Here is a 16,340-nt window from a genome sequence, read left to right on the forward strand (position 1 = left end):
ACACGTGCCTTGCGCGGGGTTTGGCATGGGCGTTATGGAACAGCCCGTTGCCCTGCTCATGATGATAGGCTGCCTAGTTTATCTATTTCTAATGGAAATGATGGGCGTCTTTTACTCTATTGTTATGCTGGCTGCTCTTTTAGAGAGATCATACAAGCGCTTATTAGAATTGGATTGCTTGGAAAACAAGCTTATGATCAGACGCTCTCTTTCTCAAAACAGTTTTGTGCTGATCTCAAACAAGCAAAAAGGAAAGCAGAAAGAGCAATTTGGCAACAAAGCCAACCAATCAAAAATACTTTAGCAGAAACCTATTTACGTATGCGGGATATTACATGTGATTTGCCTACAGATTTACGCTTTTACGACAAATGTCTACACCCCTCTGGGGGTACATTGCCCGCGTTGATTGCTCTTGTTAAGGGGGCTGGTTCCTTTGCCATTCATAGAACCTTTTTAAAAGACAATGGCTGCAAAACAGATCAAAAACCAGCAAAAGCCATGTTGGGATCTGTAACGGGTGGTGGGGTGCATTTAAGCCAAGCCAATCCAAAACATCTGGTCATTTGTGAAGGCATTGAAACCGGTCTGGCTCTTTTGTCTGGGTTGTTATCAGAGCCCGTTGATTTATGGGCGTCCCTTTCAACCCTATGAAAATGCAAAATAGATATAAAATATCTATTCTAATAGTACCTATTGAAGAAACAGTAAAAATACATTACATTAGAACTACTTTGTAACACATTAAGTGGTCGTAAAATGGCTGAGACAACATTTACCTTTCGCGTCGATGATGTATTAAAAAATGAATTTTCCAAAGCAGCAAAGGCGTGTGATAGATCTGGTGCACAATTATTGCGCGATTATATGCGCGATATCGTAAAAGAACAAAAAGAAAAAAGTGCATACGATTTATGGTTTCGGGAACAAGTTCAATTAGGGATAAATTCTGCTAATGCAAGTGATATAATGTCTTCTGAAGAAATCGAAGCAGAAGCAAAAGAATGGCGCTTAAAGACACAAAGTAAACTAGATAGATCAACTTTATGAAGCTAATTTGGACACAAGTAGCACACGTTGACCGCAAAAAGATACGTGAATACATATCACAAGATAATCCTTCCGCTGCCTTAAAGTTTGATCAACTTTTATCTGAAAAAGTAGAAAAACTTGTTAAATTTCCTACCCTTGGTCGTTTAGGACGAATTGTAAATACACGTGAACTTATTGTACATCCAAATTATATCATGATTTATGATATTTCAAATGGCGTTGTGCGTATTTTACGTGTGCTCCATACAAAGAAAAAATTTCCTTAATCAACTGTATTTTTATTTATTTTGTAATTGAAGAAAATTATTTTCTACAATACTGCGCTCCGTATCAGTAAATAATGATAAATTATTATTTTTCTAATATTGCGAATATGATTGCATAATGCACTTTGCACACCGCTTAGTTTCTACTCGTAAAAATGAAGATGACACTATTGTCAATGATGTGTCTGTTGAAAAGCTTGGGGAACTCTTAAAAGAAAACCCCCGTGGTCTCTTAATGGTGCGTGATGAATTGGCTGGCTTTTTAGCCAATCTAGAAAGAAAGGAATATCAATCAGACCGCGCCTTTTATTTAACAGCTTTTAATGGCGATGATCAATTTACTTATGACCGTATAGAGCGTGGAACCATTTTTATCCCTTATGTCACTTTATCCATGATTGGAGGCATTCAACCTTCACGCATTATTCCGCTCATTCAAGCCATACACCGTGGAATAAACGATGACGGTTTATTGCAACGCTTTCAAATGATTGTCTGGCCCGATGACAATAAAGAGTGGCAATTGGTTGATAAACCGCCCAATCAAGAGGTCTGGCAAAAGTATGAAGGGGTATTTCGCTCTTTTCGTGATAAACGCTTAGGTTCTCCCGAACAACCACTGATCATGCGTTTTTCTGCTGAAGCACAAGTGAAGTTTTATGAATGGTTCGAGCATCTTCATAAAGAGGCAAAAGGAGGTACTCACTCAGAAAGCTTACAATCGCATCTTTTAAAAATGCCAAAGACCATAGCAAGTCTTGCGTTGATTTTTGAACTTCTTGACACTGGTCGTTTAGAAATTGGACTCTATGCCATCACAACAGCGTTGCGTTGGACAAGTTATCTGTTAAGTCATGCCAAAAGACTTTATGCGGCGGGGGATACATTAACAGCAGAGCGTGCAAAATTAATTGTCGAGCGTTGTGATTGTTTACCCGATGTTTTTACAGCAAGGGATGTTTATAAACGTGATTGGAAATATTTAACAGACAATCAAACCGTTAAGCAAGCTTTAGAGCTTTTATGTCGTTGTAACTATATTCGTGAAATCTCTGGAGAGAATAACTCCCAAGGCGGTCGACCTACCATACGTTATGAACGGCACCCTTTAGTGAAAAGTCATAAGACATCACACTGAGGCAATTTGGAAATCTTATAAAACATTAAACAATATAACAGTGAACCTTTAAAGCACTCCCCATCATTAGTTTTGGGGGGGTATGGGGGTTTTGGGGGGTCTTTTTACCCCCCCCTTTATATATTTTTTTAGTCAAAAATAAAAGTTATTATATTTCAATAAGTTAATCTTTCAAATAAACAACCTATATTAAACATAACACATAAATACAATTTTTAATATATATCTAAGAGGGTTTTGTAGGTGTTTTGGGGGGGTTAAAAACAGACAAAACCTATCAAAATACTCATTCTGATATTTTAAAGAACGTAGTACATTTATCTTGATGAATACGTGAAATGAATAGCAAATTTCACTACTTTGCTGATCTTATTCCATGTCATGGGCTGTTGATAAGCAGCCTTAAAGACCCCTTTTGAAAAAAATATCGGCTTTTTTTAGCAGTTTTTTTCCCTTTTTTATCGTTATTTGCTTTAAATGCATTTAATTAAATTCATTTTGATTCTTTTGATGATTATTAATCATCTCATAAGGCAAGGGATTTTTATTACAATATGCTGCAATCTATTAAGTCTGATAATGAACAATTCACTTTACGCTCCCTTTTACAATCCTATCGTGAACAGACAACTTCAAATACTCTACGAGGGAAACTGTTTGAAGATTTTGTGACAAAATATCTTATGTATGACCCTCTCCACTATGGGCGATATGAAAAAGTTGAGAGCTATTATGAATGGGCTAAAGAGCGTGAAGGTTGGAATAAAAATGATATCGGCATTGATCTGGTTGCCAAGCTTCGCAATCAAGAGGGCTATGTGGCTATTCAATGTAAGTTTTATCAAGCAGACCATCAGATCAGTAAAAAGGATATTGATAGCTTTATCGCGGCATCTGGAAAAGACATCTTTAAATATCGACTTCTCGTTGACAGCACAGAAGTGGAATTAAGTGACAATGTGAATGCCATGATTAAAGGACAAGCGATACCCGTTTATCGTATTGACCTTCGTCATATGGAAAACAGTCGTATAGACTGGCAAATATTTGCAACGAAAAAAGAAGTTGTTCTGAAATCAACAAAAGAGCCTCGTCCCCATCAAGAAGAAGCCATCAAGAAAGTCTGTGAAGGTTTAAAAGAAGCAGACCGTGGCAAGCTGATTATGGCATGTGGTACGGGGAAGACTTTCACCAGTTTGAAGATAGCAGAAACCCTTGCTGGGAAAGGCAAGCGTGTTTTGTTTCTGGTACCTTCTCTGGCTTTAGTCTCGCAAACAATCCGTGAATGGACAGCCGATGCACAAGTCCCGTTGCGTTCCTTTGCCGTGTGTTCTGATACGAAAGTAGGCAAGCGTCGTAAAAATCAAGATGATATTGTTGGCATGGAAACATCAGATCTTGTTCTCCCTGCTACCACGGATGCTCAAGCCCTTGCTAAAGAAGCTTGTGAATCCCTAGCAGATGCAATGACCGTGGTCTTTTCAACTTATCATTCTATCCAAGTGATTTCGGATGCACAAAAAGAGCATGGTTTACCCGAATTTGATCTGATCATCTGTGATGAAGCCCATAGAACAACTGGGGCTTCATTGGGAACTGAAGACAATGAATCTGAATTTATCAAGGTTCACGATAACAGCATCATTCGGGGCAAAAAACGCCTCTACATGACAGCAACCCCTAAGATCTTTACCGACAAGCTGAAAAAGAAGGCTGACGCATCTGATGCTGTTCTGGCGTCCATGGATGATGAAGAGCTCTATGGAAAAAATCTTTACACGTATACTTTTTCAAAAGCTCTAAAAGATAAACTTTTAACACCCTATAAAGTTATCGTCTTGGCTGTTGATGAAGCAATTATTAACGCAACGATTCAGAAACGCCTTAAAGATAAAAATTCCGAACTTATTCTTGATGATACAACTAAAATCATTGGCTGCTACAAAGCACTTTCCCAAATAGAAAAGAAGGAAGAAGATGGCATAAAACCTATGCGTCGTTCTCTGGCTTTTTGTAAAAATATCAAGACGTCTCAATTAGTTAGCGAACTATTCAATGACGCCATTGATGAATATCATAAATTTGTTCCCGAAAGTAAGACTTCTCTTATCTTTGATGTTAAGCACATTGATGGATCTTTTAATGGCAAAAATCGTAATAAATTACTTGATTGGCTTAAAGAAGAGACAGATGAGAATAACTGCCGTGTGTTAACCAATGTCCGATGTCTCTCTGAAGGAGTCGATGTCCCTGCTCTTGATGCGGTTATGTTTTTACACCCGCGTAAAAGTCATGTGGATGTGATACAGGCTGTGGGGCGTGTGATGCGCCGCGCAGAAGGTAAAACAACAGGCTACATTATTTTACCCGTTGGTATTCCCTTTAATATTCCACCACAACAGGCTTTAGAAAACAATACAAAGTATGATGTCATCTGGCAAGTTCTCAATGCTTTGCGTGCTCATGATGACAACTTTAAAAACAAAATAAAAGCCTTAGAGCTGGACCAAGATGTTCGTCATGTGTTTGAGATTGTAGGGGTCACTTTTGACCCTGCTTTACAAGCAATGACCGCAGTTGTTGACGAACTCTCTTTCCACGCGAAATCGGAAAGTGCTGGGCTTCATATTGGTTCAGTAGCAAGTGAAAGCTCTTATAAATATGGAGGACAAAAAGAATTCGAGTTTTATGTTGATGAATTATCGCGTGCTATTAAGCCCATCATTGTCAAAAAATGTGGAGAGCCTAATCAGTGGGGAAATTGGGCTGGCAATGTAGCTGCAATTGCACAAAATCATATTATTCGTCTTAAAAGCATACTCGCTGATAAAAAGAGTGAAGCCTTTCACGCTTTTGATGCCTTTCATAAAGAATTAAAGAACGGTTTAAATGACAGTATCGAGCAAGAGGATGCACTTGAGATGTTGGCGCAACACCTTGTGACACGTCCTATTTTTGAATCCTTGTTTGATGGAAATGAGTTTGTGCAAAACAATGCCATTTCACAAGCCATGGAAAAGATCTTAAGAGAACTTGATAAGATGAATATCAAAGACGAAGCCAAAGATCTTGAAAAGTTTTATCAAAGTGTAAAGGATGATACAGAGGGTATTATTGAAACGCGAGCAAAACAGAATCTTATTATCAAACTTTACGAAGATTTTTTTACCAAGGCATTCAAAAAGACAACAGATAAACTTGGGATTGTTTATACGCCTATTGAAATAGTTGATTTTATCTTACATTCCGTCAATGATGTTTTAGAGCAAGAGTTTGGACAAAGCTTAAGTTCTCGAGGCGTCTCTATTCTTGACCCTTTCACTGGAACGGGGACCTTTATTACACGGCTTTTACAATCCAAGCTCATCAAACCAGAGGATATGGAATATAAATTCCGTCATGATATTCATGCCAATGAGATTGTTTTGCTAGCCTATTACATAGCAGCGATTAACATTGAATCGACCTATCATAGTCTTATGAAAGGAGAGTATATCCCTTTTGAAGGAATTTGTTTAACCGATACTTTTCTGATGTTAGAGGAAAAAGATTTTTTTACACGCTATATGTTTGAGAATTCAGAGCGGTGTAAAAAACAGCAGGAAGTAGATATCCAAGTTATTGTTGGCAATCCTCCTTATTCAACAGGTCAAAAAAGTGCTAATGACAATGCAAAGAATACCCCTTATCCCATATTAAATAACCGTATTCGTGAAACCTATGCTGCTCAATCTAAATCAATGAATACGCGAAATTTTTATGACAGTTATATTCGTGCTATGCGCTGGGCAAGTGACCGTATTGGTAATGCTGGGGTAATCGGCTTTGTTTCTGGCTCTGGTTACATAGAAAAATCGACAATGAATAGTTTACGAAAATCTTTAGCCAAAGAATTTACGAGTATTTATGTACTTAATTTACGAGGGGATCTTCGTAAAAATATGTTAAGCAATGGAGCTGCTCAAGAAGGTGAAAATGTTTTTGGTAGTGGTAGTATGACGGGCATTGCCGTGACGCTGTTTATAAAAAATCCCAATACTATTGGACCTTGTAAAATTTACTATCATGATATTGGTGATAATCAAACAAGAGAAAAAAAACTTAAAACAATTAAGGACTTTGGTAGTATTGATGGCATTACACGAAGTAAAAAAGATTGGCAAATAATCACACCAGATAAGCATGGTGATTGGATACGTCAACGTGATGACAGTTTTGAAACATTCTTAGCTTTAGGCGATAAGAGACCTCATGAGAAAAAACTCTTTGAGATTTATTCTTGTGGCATTACGACTAGTCGTGATGCTTGGGCATACAATTCAAGTCGTGCAATTTTAGCGAAAAATATGGGTAACATGATTGCCTTCTATAACAGTGAAGCAGAACGTTTTAATAATGCTTATGCGCACACTGACAGTAAATCACGTACAAAGGCTGTAGATAATTTTGTTAATTCAGATACAAGCAAGATAAGTTGGAGTTTGAATATAAAAAAACAATTAGCAAGAGGTCATATTTTAAAATTTGAAGAAGTCGGTTTTGTTCAAAGTTTATATCGTCCTTTTACACGACAGTGGCTTTATTATAATCGCATTTTTAATGAAGCAATTTATCAAATGCCTCGTATCTTTCCTGTAGAAAAAATGATCAAAAATACAGTGATACAAGTTTCTGCTATAGGGGCAAGAAGTGGATTTTCTGTTATTATGACTAAGGATCTACCTGATTTTCATGCAATAGATACAGGTCAATGCTTTCCACGCTATATTTACGAAGACACAACGGTCTCAAAAGATAAAAACAAAAAACAAACTCATTTATTTTTAATTTCTACAGAAGAAAGTAAAACAGCTGGTTTACAGAAGCGTGATGCCATTACTGATGAGGGACTAGAACATTTTAAAGCCGCTTATCCGAATGAAAAAATCACTAAGGATGATCTATTCTATTATGTTTACGGTATACTTCATTCGGAAGATTATCGTGCCCGTTATGCTGATAACCTCTCTAAAGAATTGCCTCGTATCCCGTGTGTAAAGAGTGCTGATGACTTTTGGAAATTTGTAACAGCAGGACGTGAACTAGGTCATTTGCACGTGAATTATGAAGATGTAGAGCCTTATCCCGTGATCTTTAAAAAGGGTAATCCAAAACAGACAGAAATCTCTAATCTCGAAAAATTCTATTATGTGACTGAAATGAAATTCGCAAAAATTAAGAATAGTAAGGAAAAGGATAAATCGACTGTTATTTACAATAGCAATATTATCATGACAGATATCCCTCTTGACGCTTGTGAGTATATCGTTAATGGTAAACCCGCTCTTGAATGGGTTATGGGGCGTCAATGTGTTAAGACTGATAAAAAGAGTGGCATTGTTAATGATGCCAATCGTTATGCTGTTGAAACCATTGGCAACCCTGCCTACCCTCTAGAGTTATTTCAGAGGGTTATTACCATAAGTTTAGAGACAATGAAAATCGTTAAGAACCTACCAAAACTAGAGATTAGAGAAACTGAATAACTTATAAAGCATGCTCACATAATGGGCATGCCAATCTTATTAAATCCGCTTATGTATTAGTTTAACTAACAGTCTATTTTATCATCTGTTATGAGATAAACTAAGATAGGAAATAATTACGTTATCAAGATCTCTTTAATGGACTTTTGTAAATTCTTTAAACGTATCATCTTGTGAGTTGATTACCTATAATCTTAAAAGGAATAATTTATCATGCGTTATTCTAAAAAGAAACCATTTGCACTTTTAGATACTTTTATTTGGATTGCTTTAAGACTTTTAAGAAATCCACTCTTAAATAGAATTAGATTTTTTTACATTGCCTTTAAAAGATTATACCGTAATCTAAAATGATAGCTTTATTGTTTTCAAAAGCTTTGTTTAAAGAGGATTATGTATATTCATTTTCTTATATTACTTATAGGTTTTGAAGGTTTCTCAAACCCCCAAAACCCCTACAAAACATATAGCATTAGTTGAGTTTACAGGTTGTATTTTGATATAGGTTGTTTTTTTTGGAAACTTGATAAAAGTTAACATATTGAAATATAATAAAATTTTATTTTTTATTGAAAAATATGTAAAGGGGGGGCGTAAAAAGCACCTCCAAAACCCCCAAAAACCCCTAAACCTCCAAAACTCATAACCATAATGGTCTTGATAGCATTTCTTATGAGTTACAAGCTATCTTTTGAAAGGCTTAAAGGATCATATGCTTTTCATAAAGCACATTTTAATCACTCACTAAAATCATAAGATTCGTCTGTTAAATAAACTGACATAACCGATAAAATAGACAAAAGCCCATTAAAAGAGATTTTTATAATCTATGGAATAATTTTATAGATCTTTTTTTATAGGTTGTTTCATTAAAATCTTGCACCAAAACCATGATCAGAACCCCACCACTTCAGTTTCTCAACTAGTGATCAAGGCTTTGGAGCGCGTCTTATTTTCTAAATTTCTGAAATCTTTTTGATATTTTTTAGGTGCTATTTCTTGTCTTTTTTTCCGATAAAATTGACTATTTTCTCTTTCCACGAGCGGGGTTGCTCCTTGCTGGTAACCTCTTGTGGATCATCAAGCTTTTCTGCCACCTGTTTAATCAAAGCGTAACTCACTTGCTTCACCTTTGCTACTTCTTTGGCTAAAGCTAATGCACGTTCAAGGTGGGTTTTGTTGATGCTCTCGTCAAAACCTAGGTGATCACCTGCCGTAAAGCTTTTCTGATAAGATTGTAAGGTTTCAGCATCACCCAACAAAGCAAGAGCGCCAAGATGAAGTAAAGCATAATGTGCATCGTTTGCTTCAGACGTGGTGCTTTTTTCCCAAGGAGCAGCGCCATAATCAGAGCGAAGTCTTTCAGAAAGGTCAATGTCTGTTACCGCCCATTTTAGCGCGTCATCAAGTGCTTGCTTTAAGCGATCCGCAGTAACTTCTGGTTCAAAGATTTCTAACCCCTTTGCTTCAAAATTAAGCTGTATATCTGGAATATCTTCCGTGTGGGTAGGATCAATGAATTTACAAGCGGTGGAAAGAATGCCAGTACTAATCATAAAAGCGCTATCAAATTGTGGGTAATCTTTGGCAATTTCGTCGTTATAAAGAATGTCTACTTCACGATCAGCCAATTGATAGCTTGCCATATGGTCATTCTCATTGATTTTCTCAGTTGACCAGCCTAGGCTTTTTAAAAGTGCATGAGCACTTTCCATGGTGAGACGATCATCAGTGTCATCCGCTTCATCCACTTCCTCTGCCGCTTCAACAGCAGTTGTTTTAGAAGCAACAGATGCTGTTTGCGGATCCAAGCTCAAAATCGGAGCGTTTTTAGGAAAACCAGTCCGATAACGGCGTGCAAGAGCAAGGACGTTATCAATAATATGTGCTATGTTTTCCCTTATCAAAGCTGAAAAGTTTTTATCCTTCAAACTTTCCTTATAAAATTTGAGTTTTTCAACATCCCCAATAAGAATAAGTGCAATAAGGTGCAACTTCGCAAAATCATATTCACTGTCTGGGGACAAAGCCGCATAATCATAGATGATTTGATTCACATTTTGTCGATCAGCCCAGCACAAAATATCCGCACTGATCTGTTTCAGCTTGCCTTCATCCAATTCAGTACTAGAAACTGCATAAACTTCTTCTGATTCTTTAAGAACGGTATATTGGGGAGTATTGATGAAAATAGATCGATAAGCTGTAGAAAAACCAAGTGTTGAAAGAGAAACCTTGAAGGTAACAAATGGTGTCTCTCCTTTTTTATCAAGGTCGTACACTATATTAATGATACGATCTTTCGTTATAAAATAAGCATTGCAATTGTAATTTTTATCACGATAGACTGTCCAGTCCATCCTTTTTAAGTCTTCAGAAACTGTATTAAGAAAAGACAAATCTTGTAAACTAAGACGATCATCTATAGCTTTTCGCTCATTAAGGATTTTCAGATATTCTTCAGCAAATTGAACGGCATGGTTAATATATCTCTCTACTTCACGGTCATCCAAAATCTCAGAAATCTTACCGGCTTCTAAAAAATTTTGATAAGATTTCAGAACATCAATTTGACCTGTCAATGCTAAACAAGCCAAATGCCAGACTATACGTATATTGTAGCTATACTTTTGAACACGTGTTTTGCTTTCTATTGATGCTTGTAAATCTTGGGCACGTGCCCACTGTATTATCCGCTCAGAGATTTTGATAAGCTCTTGCTCATCTAATGTCTCTACACAAATATCAATGCCTTTACCAAAACCACTAAAAACCCCCCCCCCAATCGTATTAAAAGAATTATAAATATTTTTAGGAGAAACACACCAATATTCCTTACTATAGTGAATACAATTGCAAGCGACAGAAATCATTTCATTAGATATTTCAGCTTCAATACGGACATTGTAATTATCATGAAGACGTATAAAACCAAAATCAAATTGAATAAAGCGGTCGGGCAAAATCAACCACATTTTTCCAGGTTCCGTTGAAAACCACCCTTGTGTTTTAAGAACGCGCATTGCTGCTGTGAGACTTATCGAGCGCTGTTTTGGCTTCTTGCGCGTTAGAATATCGTCTAATTCCCCATTTTTATAGGCCTGTGCAAAAAAAAGCAGGCGATCATCCGATGTCATTGTTTTATAATCAGCAAATTCTGGCACAGATAGTTTTGGGGTAGATCTATCACTCCTTAAAGCCTCCATATCACCAAGTAATGCTTGTGCAACGGCAGAATGATTAGTAGCTTCCTCGCACAACTTTTTTTCAATATCCTGTGCTTGCGCCCATGCAATCACTTTGTTTAAAGCGGTTGTGATATGGCTTTCGGAAAGATCCGGAGCTTTAACATTAAAATCCTCCTTCGCGTAAAACAGCACATCTCCATATTTACGCTGTGATTTTTCACCTCTAGAATATTCCCGAGCAAGACAATAAGCAGCGGTGGTGAGATCAGCCGAAAGCAAAAACTCTTTGCCACTCTCTCCATAATTTTTTACACCATAGCCAATACCGACAATGCGATCGGGAAGATGATAATGCGCAAAAGTATCCCCCACGTTATCACGATAAGGCTCCCAGCCCAGTCTTTTTAAAATCTCTGTGACATCTTTAGTTTGCATCATCATTCCCCCAGCATAATCTGTAATTCTTTTACATAAAAATTACTTGTATAATACTTAGGCTCTCTAGAAAGACTATATATTTCCTCTATCAATTTCACCTCTTCCATAGTTTTTTCCAAAAGCTCTTGTAAAAAGGGATAGGTTGCGGAGTGGGAGTGTGCTCAATCTTTTCAATCGGTTGGTCACCTTCAGGTATCTCAGCTCCCACGTGTACTTTAATTCTTTTGCAGAGAAATTCATAAAAATTACTTGCGTAATATTCAGAATCTTCAGATGTATACTTGAGATAGAGTGGGCATTCACCATCCCGAAACTGCGTATAATCAAAGTAAAAGGTTTCATCAAGATCATAACTCACAACGAGCTGTTCTGGTGTCGCAAAACCATGTTTTCTATCGAGTAAGTTTTGGTAAACAATATCACCAGCAGGAATACCTTCCCCACAATCTCCATAAAGGCTATAAATTTCTTCACCACCAATTTCTCCTCCTCCATATTTTTTTAAGAAAACTTTGTAAGAGGATGTGAATTGCAAGCCGAGAGTTTTCTCCGCCTTTTCAATCTGTAAATCATCTGTTTCATTCTCTTCATCATCTTCACTACCCAAATTGATAATCTCATCATCATATTTATTCACTTTATCAATTAATACTGCAACATCATCTAAGGTATAGGTTTTCATAGATGATCCTCAAAACGTGCGTTATAAACGCTCCATATTTCCTCGCTATCAATTTCACCTCTTCCATAATTTTTTCCAAAAGCTCTTGTAAAAAGGGATAGGTTGCGGAGTGGGAGTGTTCTCAATCTTTTCAATTGGTTGGTCACCATCAAGTATCTCTTCTCCCGCGTGTACTTTAATTCTTTTGCAAAGGAATTCATAAAAATTACTGGCGTAATATTCGCAATTATCCAATGGATACATAACATAGATTGGACATTCTCCATCCCGAAACTGCGTATAATCAAAATAAAAAATTTCATCAAAATCAGCGTAACACACGACAAGCTGTTCTGATGTTGCAAAACCATCTCTTCTATCATTTAAGTTTTGGAAAACAATATCACCACCAGGGATATCTGCTCCACACTCCTTATAAAGGCTAAAGATTTCTTCACCACCAATTTCTCCTCCTACATATTTTTTTAAAAAGCTCTTATAAGAAGATGTGAATTGCAAATCGAGAGCTTTCTCCGCCTTTTCAATCCGTAGATCATCAGCCGCATTTTCTTCAGTACGAAAATTGATAATATCATTATATTTATCAACTAATTCTACAACATCATCTAAGGTATAGGTTTTCATAGATGATCCTCAAAACTTGCGTAACGCTCCATATTTCCCCTATCAATTGCCCCTCCTCCATAGTTTTTTCCAAAAACTCTTGTAAAAAGGTACAGGTTGCGGAGTGGGAGTGTGCTCAATCTCTTCAATCGGTTGATCACCTTCAGGTATCTCAACTCCCGCGTGTACTTTAATTCTTTTACAGAGGAATTCATAAAAATTACTGGCGTAATATTCGCAATCTTCAGATGGAAGCATGACATAAAGTGGGCATTCACCATCCCGAAACTGCGTATAATCAAAGTAAAAGGTTTCACCAAAATCAGCGTAACACACGACAAGCTGTTCTGATGTTGCAAAACCACGTTTTCTAGCATTTAAGTTTTTGAAAACAATATCACCACCAGGGATATCTGCTCCACACTCCTTATAAAGGCTAAAGATTTCTTCACCACCAATTTCTCCTCCTACATATTTTTTTAAAAAGCTCTTATAAGAAGATGTGAATTGCAAATCGAGAGCTTTCTCCGCCTTTTCAATCCGTAGATCATCAGCCACATTTTCTTCAGTACGAAAATTGATAATATCATTATATTTATCAACTAATACTGCAACATCAGCTAAGGTATAGGTTTTCACAAATCTTCCCCTGCGTGCTCTTTAATTCTTTTACAGAGAAATTCATAAAAATTACTTGCATAATAATGTGACGCTCCAGATGGAATCTTGACGTAGAGTGGGCATTCACCATCCTGAAACTGAGTATAATCAAAGTAAAATGTCTCCCCAAAATCAGTTCTACTGACAACAAGCTGTTCTAATGTCGCAAAACCATGTTTCCTATGATATAAGTTTTTATGCACAATATCACCAGCAGGATGATCCTCAAAACTTGCGTTATAAATGCTAAAAATTTCCTCATAACCAATTTCTCCTCCCTTATAATTTTTTAAAAAATCCTTATAAGAAGTTGTAAACTGTAAACCGAGAGTTTTTTCTGCCTCTTTAATCCGTACATCACTAACTGCATCCTCTGCAGTACCAAAATTGATAATCTCATCATCATATTTATTTACTTTATCAATTAATTGTACAACATCAGCTAAAGTATAAGTTTTCATAGGTTGTTCTCCATAAATTATTATTTTTTAGTTGCTATATCTTTCTTTTCATAATCTTTAGCACGTTCCTTCCAGTATTTCGTCCTCCATTTATCGAATAGGTCTCTGTCAATAGCTGATCCCATTGTATTAGGATTAATATGAATAACTGAATTATGTTTATTATGAAACGCATTTGTAACCTCTGCTATGGGACCATCATGTGTTTGCAGCATATGATGCAATTCAATGGGATTTTCATTAAAGTCAAGAGGTGCTCTTCCTGTTTTCATCCTTTCAATATTTGTACCTTTTACTTCTTTTCCTTTTACTGTCCAACTAACAATCTGGTTAGGATCAAACAGATCATCTCTCTGATAGACTTTGTTTGTCTGAGTAATTTTTTCTCCCTTGTTAGTTATTTCAAACTCAACCTCAATAGGTTTTGACCAGAATTTTCTCTCTTGCCCCAAATATTGAGTTGCAATAGCTTCATCGCTCATTTTTTCTAGCGATTGTGCGATTTCTTTCCCCACATGCGCAGTATTTACTTCAGAACTAGTTGCTCCCGTTATAGCCGCTTCTTCAGCTTTAGCAGCAAATTTGATGAGATCTTTTTCTACAAGCTTTCCCGCAAGCTTTACGCCTCCCTTGGCTGCTGAAACAGCACCGTCAGTAAGCACTGTAGAACCCACTATATAAGCCACATCTCCTAATGGTTTACCTAGCATTTCGCCAGATTCAGCACCAGCACTGAATGCTCCATCCCCCCCTTTCTCCATTGTTTCATGTATGTGATCTATATGCCCCCCAAAGGAATCCTTTATGTGATCTATACGCCCTCTAAAGGAATCCTTAACACCTCCCCAGAATTGACCAACTCCTTCCCAGAGTTGACCAGCACCTTCCCAGACATCATCAAATATATGCCCACTCGTGGCCCAAGCTTTTGCTGTTCCAACGCCTTGAAGGGCATTTTGATAGATCTCATCAACTGAACTGTTTCCTATTGCCGATCCTAATTCTTTAACGTCATGAACTGTCGCATATATTCCGTTTCCTATTGCCGATCCTAATTCTTTAACGTCATGAGCTGTCTCAGATATTCCGTTTCCTATTGCTTTTACGGCACCAACAATCATACCCTTCGCAAGACCTATCCCAAAAATCCTATCTTGCTCTTCACTAATCTCGAACCATTTTTCGTTAACATCTCTTCGACACTGATCATCAGGGCACTCTTCTAACTCTTTCTTCATCTGAGCGCGTTGTGCACTCCCCAAAAAGTTATTTGCAGCGGCATTACCAGCGGCATCGGCGCCGGCATCAACATTGCCACCGGCAAGGGCAGCAGCAACGCCCCCAGCAGCCCTTGCAACATCAATGGTGTGATCTCTAAAGTCAGCAAACTGCGCATCAATCTTTGCGTTTATACGCGCTTCCTCTTCCGGAGTTGGGGTGCGACCGTTTAGGTCCCCCATTTCCTCTTTCACAATGCCTTGCACCCACAATTGAAACTGGAGCATAGCAGTGGCTTCGCCCACAGCACCCCCCACAGCACCGGCAGAGCAAGCACCGCTCGCAACAGCGCCTTTTAAGCAGCCAAGTCCTGCATGGGCAACGATCTGCGTGACCGTATCTATTTTGCCTTCAGCCTTGGCGGTACCGATTTCTTCCGCCAACGATTTGCCAACCGTATCAGACAGGGCGATGCGCAGATTGTTAAAAAAGTTCTTGTCAAGAGAGCCGCCCTCAAGAGCCGTCTGCACGCCTGTGCCAATGGCGGCTTTGATCAAGTTCTTTTTCGCTTCAAGGGCGATACGATCGACAAAAGGAGCGGTTTTTGGCAAAGATTGTCCAACACCAGCCATTTCGGTTAGTTGGCTGGTTAAGCCTGCTGTCAACATCGACGAGACAATGCTGAGAACATTCTTTGAAGAGCCAAGCTCATGCAAGGCACCGGCAATATTGCCGCGATTGTTAACAAGAGCCACAGCGCTTTTGTTAATCAGCGCTTGGACACCAGCCTGTATCGCCGCATTCATGGCGGTGCTCGAGCCAAGCCCCAAAGCACCGGTAATGGCACTGGCAGCGCCCGAGGCTGCTCCACCCGTAACCGCCGTGACAGCCAATGCCACGAGAGCCGCACCGGCTTCTGTCAGCCCTTGGGCTTTATAATCCCAGTCTTTAAATTCAGCCTTAACTGCTTGCCAATCCACTTGCTTGGATAATTCTGGATCATCACGCAGTTGCTTGATCCATGCCATGCCTGGAGAGCGAGACAATTGCTCAAGGGATTTGTCTAAATCACCGGTTGCCTGATACTCAACAACAAAGCCATCACCCG

The 16,340-nt window shown here is 38.1% G+C and carries 9 protein-coding genes and 2 pseudogenes; 5 read left to right on the forward strand and 6 right to left on the reverse strand.

The window, feature by feature from the left end; all coding sequences use genetic code 11:
• From ACFIL8_RS05020 to ACFIL8_RS05040, 5 genes and pseudogenes are all read left to right on the forward strand, one after another.
• Window positions 1–648: pseudogene (locus ACFIL8_RS05020) on the forward strand (virulence-associated protein E); the annotation flags it as partial.
• Window positions 649–759: 111 nt separating this feature from the next.
• Complete coding sequence (locus tag ACFIL8_RS05025) at window positions 760–1,050, forward strand: CopG family ribbon-helix-helix protein (RefSeq protein ID WP_375610963.1); 291 nt, start codon at window positions 760–762, stop codon at window positions 1,048–1,050.
• The gene (locus ACFIL8_RS05030) at window positions 1,047–1,319 is read left to right on the forward strand and encodes a type II toxin-antitoxin system RelE/ParE family toxin (protein ID WP_375610964.1); all 273 of its coding nucleotides are present in this window, start codon (window positions 1,047–1,049) and stop codon (window positions 1,317–1,319) included. Before ACFIL8_RS05025 ends, ACFIL8_RS05030 begins: the two co-directional genes overlap by 4 nt.
• 139 nt (window positions 1,320–1,458) lie before the next feature.
• Window positions 1,459–2,457: pseudogene (locus ACFIL8_RS05035) on the forward strand (DUF3987 domain-containing protein); the annotation flags it as partial.
• A gap of 554 nt (window positions 2,458–3,011) precedes the next feature.
• Window positions 3,012–7,982 carry a DEAD/DEAH box helicase gene (locus ACFIL8_RS05040; RefSeq protein ID WP_375689047.1) on the forward strand — a complete coding sequence of 1,657 codons (4,971 nt, stop codon included), beginning with the start codon at window positions 3,012–3,014 and terminating at the stop codon, window positions 7,980–7,982.
• 992 nt (window positions 7,983–8,974) lie between these two features.
• Here the strand turns inward: ACFIL8_RS05040 and ACFIL8_RS05045 are convergent.
• The 6 genes from ACFIL8_RS05045 to ACFIL8_RS05070 form a co-directional block, all read right to left on the reverse strand.
• Window positions 8,975–11,605: a DUF6990 domain-containing protein gene (locus tag ACFIL8_RS05045; protein WP_375681519.1), complete on the reverse strand. Its 2,631-nt coding sequence runs from the start codon at window positions 11,603–11,605 to the stop codon at window positions 8,975–8,977.
• A gap of 97 nt (window positions 11,606–11,702) precedes the next feature.
• A complete protein-coding gene (locus tag ACFIL8_RS05050) occupies window positions 11,703–12,290 on the reverse strand; it encodes an SMI1/KNR4 family protein (protein WP_375681517.1) in 588 nt (195 codons plus the stop codon).
• A gap of 54 nt (window positions 12,291–12,344) precedes the next feature.
• Window positions 12,345–12,914 (reverse strand): SMI1/KNR4 family protein, encoded by a 570-nt coding sequence (locus tag ACFIL8_RS05055; protein WP_375664862.1) that lies wholly within the window; start codon window positions 12,912–12,914, stop codon window positions 12,345–12,347.
• Window positions 12,915–12,956: 42 nt separating this feature from the next.
• Window positions 12,957–13,532, reverse strand: coding sequence for an SMI1/KNR4 family protein (locus tag ACFIL8_RS05060; protein ID WP_375634966.1), 576 nt, complete (start codon window positions 13,530–13,532; stop codon window positions 12,957–12,959).
• Window positions 13,529–14,014 carry an SMI1/KNR4 family protein gene (locus ACFIL8_RS05065; RefSeq protein WP_208438784.1) on the reverse strand — a complete coding sequence of 162 codons (486 nt, stop codon included), beginning with the start codon at window positions 14,012–14,014 and terminating at the stop codon, window positions 13,529–13,531. The genes ACFIL8_RS05060 and ACFIL8_RS05065 overlap by 4 nt, the downstream gene beginning before the upstream one ends.
• A gap of 20 nt (window positions 14,015–14,034) precedes the next feature.
• The coding region (locus tag ACFIL8_RS05070; protein ID WP_375689049.1) for a DUF637 domain-containing protein at window positions 14,035–16,340 on the reverse strand (2,306 nt) is incomplete at its 5' end.

Origin of the sequence: Bartonella sp. AP57NXGY, assembly GCF_042195805.1 — a bacterium.
In the GTDB taxonomy this organism is placed as follows: domain Bacteria; phylum Pseudomonadota; class Alphaproteobacteria; order Rhizobiales; family Rhizobiaceae; genus Bartonella.